Raw genomic sequence first — 5,567 nt, forward strand, 5'->3', positions numbered from 1 at the left:
TGCGGCAGCTCCTACAGGGAGTGATAGATGCATCCGATCAGCAGATCGGAACAAGCGATTGGACGCTTTTTTTACGCCCCCGTAGCCTGAACACTCTTCAGCGCTTCGGGACTTTCAAGATGCTCTGCCACGTCGAAACCACCACCGAACCCAACGCCCCCGCACCACAACCGGCGCAGGTGGCGTATCGCGAATACCTGCCTGACGCAGCGGTAGCGCACGCGGCGCTCGCGGCGGAAATCGCCCTGGCCATCACCTACAACGGCTTGAATCAAGCGGTGATGATGGTCTCGCCCGGCAATATTGAAGACTTCATCCGAGGCTTCAGCCTGAGCAACGCGATCATCGCCAGCGTTGACGAAATCCATGACCTGCGCCTCACCCATTTCGATCAGGCCTGCCAAGCCGACGTGCAGATTTCCAACCGCGCCTTCTGGGCGCTGAAGGAACATCGTCGCCAAATGGCAGGCACCAGCGGCTGTGGCCTGTGCGGCGTCGAAGCGCTGGAGCAGGCGCTGCCGCCGCTGGAGATTCTGCCGCCGTCAACGCTGCCACCGGCGGCGCATTTCGACAACATCCGCCAGCGCATCGAGCAGGCTCAATCACTGGCCCGCAGCAGTGGCGCCCTGCACGCGGCGCTGTACTTCGATGCCACGGGTGAAGCCCTGCTGTGTCGCGAGGACATTGGCCGCCACAACGCCCTCGACAAGCTCATCGGCGCTCTGCACAGCGATGCTGTCGACGCCCGCCAAGGCTTTGTCGTGGTCACCAGCCGTTGCAGCCTCGAACTGATTCACAAAGCCGTGCGCGCCCGCCTCGGCACCCTCGTCAGCCTGTCGGCACCCACCGCATTGACCGTGCGCTGGGCGCTCAAGCACCGGCTCAATCTGATCCACGTACCCCACCGCAACGCCCCGCGCATTTATAGCCCGGTTCAGGAGTTTTCCGCATGAGCAACACCCTCACCCACCTCGACGATCAGGGCCGCGCCAACATGGTCGATGTCAGCGACAAGGCTGCCACTCGCCGCGAAGCCACCGCGCAAGCCTGGGTGCATATGCGCCCGGAAACCCTGCAGATGATCCAGGCCAACGGTCATCCCAAAGGCGACGTGTTCGCCGTGGCGCGTATCGCCGGGATTCAAGCGGCCAAGCGTACTCACGAGCTGATCCCGCTGTGCCATGCGCTGCTGCTCAGCTCGATTCACGTCGAGCTCAAGGCCTGCGCACCGGATCGCGTGCAAATCACCAGCACCTGCCGCCTCACCGGCCAGACCGGTGTCGAGCTCGAAGCCTTGACCGCCGCCAGCGTCGCCGCGCTGACTATTTACGACATGTGCAAAGCCGTCGACCGGGCGATGGTCATCGGCGACATTCGCCTGCTCAGCAAACAGGGTGGTCGCTCCGGACACTTTCAATGGGAGGACGCGCAATGATCCTGATCAACTACTTCGCCAGCTACCGTGACCGGCTCAACCTGGGCGGGGAAAAGATTCCGCTGAGCGAAGCCTTGGGCAGTGTCGAAGATGTTCGACAGATGCTCATGGCGCGCGGCGAGCTTTGGCGCGAAGTGCTCGGTGCCGGCAACCTGATGTGCGCAGTCAATCAGGAGCTGTGCCAGCCGAGTCAGGCAATTGAAGATTTCGACGAAATCGCCTTTTTCCCACCGGTTACCGGGGGCTGACCAATGGCAATTCGAGTCCAGTACAAGAGCTTCGACATCGGTCAACTGACTGCCGATCTGCACGCGCGCAATCCACGAGTGGGCGCGGTGGTGACGTTTATTGGTTACGTGCGTGACTTGAACATTGGCCAACCGGTCAACGAGTTGTTTCTGGAACACTATCCGGGCATGACTGAAAAATCCCTCGAACAGATTGCCGACGAAGCGCGCGAGCGCTGGCCGTTGCTGGGTGTGGAAATCGTCCATCGGGTGGGCGCACTGTCGGTGTGCGAGCCGATCGTGTTTGTCGGCGTCAGCAGCAAACACCGGCACATGGCGTTCGAAGCCTGCGCGTTCATCATGGACGTGCTCAAGACCCGCGCACCGTTCTGGAAACGTGAAACCACGCCTGAAGGCGCGCACTGGGTGCAAGCGCGCGACTGCGACCAGAATGCGGCGCTGCGCTGGAGCCTGGCGCACGCCTGAACAAGATTGAATGAAAACCTGTGGCGAGGGGATTTATCCCCGATGTACTGCGCAGCAGGCCCAGCTTTTTTGCAGACCGCCGCGCGGCGCGTCGGGGATAAATCCCCTCACCACAGAATCTTCTTCAAATTTGGGTGTTCAAGATATTTCACATTGAGCGTTTACACGCCCGCAGATTCCCCCTTACTATCCGTGGCACACCGGTAAGCGGGTCTGCCCCGCCACCGACGTTTTCCGCCAACGGAAACACGCGTTATGAGCACGTCACTACAACAACTAAAATCGTTGAACGTCTCCGCTGTGCGCCCCCTCTGCGACAGGGGTTGCGCATGAATCGCATCGTCAATCTCCCCATGGCCCTGCGCCGCTCCAAGCTGCGTCACTCCGCACGCCCGCCGGATATCTGCGTTTCTGCCTGATCACGTCTGAAAAACGTGTAGGCCCTTTCTCTTTCGATATCCCTGCCAGGACGCCTGGGCTTTTGCCCTCTAAAGTCGTCCGGCCCGAATCTGCGCGCCTGTGCGGCGCCCCCCTGAGTGTTTGCCATGAAATTCGCAGCCATTGAAGACGCACGCCTGTTCCTCGAACAAAACCCTGATATCGACATGATCGAGCTGTTCATTCTCGACGCCAACGGCGTGCCACGCGGCAAGCTGTTGCACCGCGAAGAACTGCTCGCCGTTTATCAAAGCGGTCGCCCGCTGCCGAGCACCATCCTTGGCCTGACCGTGCAAGGCGAAGACGTCGAGAACTCCGGTCTGGTCTGGGACGTCGGCGACATCGATTGCCGTGCCTACCCGCTGGAAGGCAGCCTGGTGCGCTTGCCGTGGCGGCAGATTCCGACCGCGGCGGTGCAGGTCAGCATGCACCCGACCGAGGGCATGCCGGCCAGTATTGCCGACCCGCGCCATCTGCTGATCAAGGTCATCGACGGCCTCAAGGCCGAGGGCTACTACCCGATCATGGCGTGCGAACTGGAGTTCTATCTGCTCGACGCCAAGCGCGATCACAACGGACGCCCGCAACCGGCACTGGATGCTGACGGTGGTCGACCGCGACATACGCAGGTCTACGGTTTGCGCGAGCTGGAGCAGATCGAACCGTTCCTCGCCGACCTCTACAGCGCCTGCAAACTGCACGGTATTCCGGCACGCACGGCGATCTCCGAATACGCACCGGGCCAGGTGGAAATCACCCTCGAACACGGCGATGCGTTGCAGGCGATGGATCAGGCTGTGCGCTACAAACGCCTGGTCAAAGCCGTGGCGCACAAGCACGGCATGCAGGCGACGTTCATGGCCAAGCCGTTCGACGATCTGGCCGGCACCGGCATGCACATGCACGTCAGCCTCGCCGACAGCGCGGGGCACAATCTGTTTGCTTGCGAAGACCCCGCTGGCACGCCGCTGCTGCGTACGGCGATTGGCGGCATGCTCGCATCGTTGCTGGACACGCTGCTGCTGTTCTGCCCGAACGCCAACTCTTACCGCCGTTTCCAGGCCAACAGCTACGCGCCATTGGCGCCGACCTGGGGCGTCGACAACCGCACCGTCAGCCTGCGCGTGCCGGGCGGTCCGGCCAACACCCGACACATCGAACACCGCATCTGCGGCGCCGATGCCAACCCGTATCTGGCGGCGGCGGCGATCCTTGCCGGTATTCATCGCGGCATTCGTGAAAACCTCGATCCGGGAGCGCCGGTCGAGGGCAATGGTTACGCGCAAGCCAAGGAATTGCTGCCGACTGACTGGCTGACGTCGTTGCAGGCACTGGAAAACTCCGTGTGGGCACGCGATGCGTTGGGGCAGGAATTTCTCGGGGTGTATCTGGCGGTGAAGCGTGCCGAGTACCGGCAATTCATGGCTGAAGTGGGCGAGCAGGATTGGCGTTGGTACCTCACCGAAGCCTGATCATTTGACACAAACCCTGTGGGAGCTGGCTTGCCAGCGATGGGGTCGGCACATTCAGCATCGTTGGTGACTGATAATCCGCTATCGCTGGCAAGCCAGCTCCCACAAGGATCCTGTTTAGCCTTGCGAATTTGTGTGGACACTGACATGACCGAACGCTGCAATTCCTACTACACCGCCACTCTCAACCAGGACACCGACTACCCGACCCTGCAAGGTCGGCACGCGGTTGACGTGGTGATCATCGGGGGCGGTTTCACCGGCGTCGCCACCGCCGTTGAACTGGCCGAAAAAGGCCTGAAAGTTGCCATCGTCGAAAGCAACAAAATCGGCTGGGGCGCCACCGGGCGCAACGGCGGTCAAGTCACCGGCAGCCTCTCCGGCGACGGCGCAATGCGTAAACAGACGCGCGCGAAACTCGGCGATGACGTCGACGATTTCATCTGGCACCTGCGCTGGCGCGGGCACGAGATCATCAAGCAGCGTGTCGAAAAATACGCCATCCAGTGCGATCTCAAACACGGCCATCTGCACGCGGCCTACAAGCCGAGCCACATGACCGATCTGCGCAACGATTACGAAGAAGCGGTGCGTCGTGGACTGGGCGATGAAGTCAGCCTGCTCGACCGCAGCCAGGTCCGCGATCTGCTGCAAAGCGACCTCTATCACGGCGCTATCAAGAACACCCGCAACATGCATTTGCACCCACTGAATCTGTGCATCGGCGAAGCGCGGGCAGCAGAAAGCCTCGGCGCGCTGATCTTCGAAAACAGCGAAGTGCTGGAGATCATTCACGGCGATACGCCAGGGGTAAGAACCGCTCACGGTCAGATCGACGCCAAGCAAGTGATGCTCGCCGGCGACGTCTACCACAAGCTCGAACCGGGCCAGCTCAAAGGCAAGATCTTCCCGGCCATGGGCGGCATCGTCACCACCGCGCCGCTGGGCGAACTGGCCAGGCAGATCAACCCCGAAGACCTCGCGGTCTACGACTGCCGCTTCGTCCTCGACTACTACCGCCTCACCGCCGACGGGCGCTTGCTGTTCGGTGGCGGCGCCAACTACAGCGGCAAGGATTCACGCGACATTGCCGGCGAACTGCGGCCCTGCATCGAGCAAACCTTTCCGGCGCTCAAAGGCGTGCAGATCGACTACCAGTGGAGCTGCGCGATGGGCATCGTCATCAACCGCATTCCGCAACTGGGCAAGCTCTCGGACAACGTCTGGTATTGCCAGGGCTACTCGGGACATGGCATCGCCACCACGCACATCATGGGCGAGATCATGAGCCGGGCGATTACCGGGCAGCTGGAACAGTTCGACACGTTTGCCGCGTGCCAGCACATTCGTGTGCCGATGGGGGATTGGCTGGGGAACCCGATGCTGGCGGCAGGCATGTGGTACTACCAGATGCTCGAAAAGCTGCGCTGATACAACACCCTCCCCTGTAGGAGCTGCCGAAGGCTGCGATCTTTTGATCTTGTTTTTTAAAATCAAGATCAAAAGATC

The 5,567-nt window shown here is 61.3% G+C and carries 6 protein-coding genes; all 6 read left to right on the plus strand.

Features of this window, described 5'->3' with window-relative positions; translation table 11 throughout:
- Window positions 1-119: 119 nt before the first annotated feature.
- The 6 genes from fdhD (at window position 120) to PMI37_RS30415 (ending at window position 5,489) form a co-directional block, all read left to right on the plus strand.
- Window positions 120-953 (plus strand): formate dehydrogenase accessory sulfurtransferase FdhD, encoded by an 834-nt coding sequence (gene fdhD / locus PMI37_RS30390; RefSeq protein ID WP_008088778.1) that lies wholly within the window; start codon window positions 120-122, stop codon window positions 951-953.
- Window positions 950-1,435 carry a cyclic pyranopterin monophosphate synthase MoaC gene (gene moaC, locus PMI37_RS30395; RefSeq protein WP_008088779.1) on the plus strand — a complete coding sequence of 162 codons (486 nt, stop codon included), beginning with the start codon at window positions 950-952 and terminating at the stop codon, window positions 1,433-1,435. Before fdhD ends, moaC begins: the two co-directional genes overlap by 4 nt.
- Window positions 1,432-1,683, plus strand: coding sequence for a MoaD/ThiS family protein (locus PMI37_RS30400; protein WP_008088781.1), 252 nt, complete (start codon window positions 1,432-1,434; stop codon window positions 1,681-1,683). Before moaC ends, PMI37_RS30400 begins: the two co-directional genes overlap by 4 nt.
- A 3-nt stretch (window positions 1,684-1,686) precedes the next feature.
- The gene (gene moaE / locus PMI37_RS30405; protein WP_008088783.1) at window positions 1,687-2,148 is read left to right on the plus strand and encodes a molybdopterin synthase catalytic subunit MoaE; all 462 of its coding nucleotides are present in this window, start codon (window positions 1,687-1,689) and stop codon (window positions 2,146-2,148) included.
- 545 nt (window positions 2,149-2,693) lie between these two features.
- On the plus strand, window positions 2,694-4,058 hold the full coding sequence (locus PMI37_RS30410; protein ID WP_008088785.1) for a glutamine synthetase family protein: 1,365 nt from the start codon (window positions 2,694-2,696) through the stop codon (window positions 4,056-4,058).
- A gap of 147 nt (window positions 4,059-4,205) precedes the next feature.
- Complete coding sequence (locus PMI37_RS30415) at window positions 4,206-5,489, plus strand: NAD(P)/FAD-dependent oxidoreductase (protein WP_008088787.1); 1,284 nt, start codon at window positions 4,206-4,208, stop codon at window positions 5,487-5,489.
- Window positions 5,490-5,567: the final 78 nt, after the last annotated feature.

The sequence above is a fragment of the Pseudomonas sp. GM80 genome, assembly GCF_000282515.1.
GTDB lineage: Bacteria > Pseudomonadota > Gammaproteobacteria > Pseudomonadales > Pseudomonadaceae > Aquipseudomonas.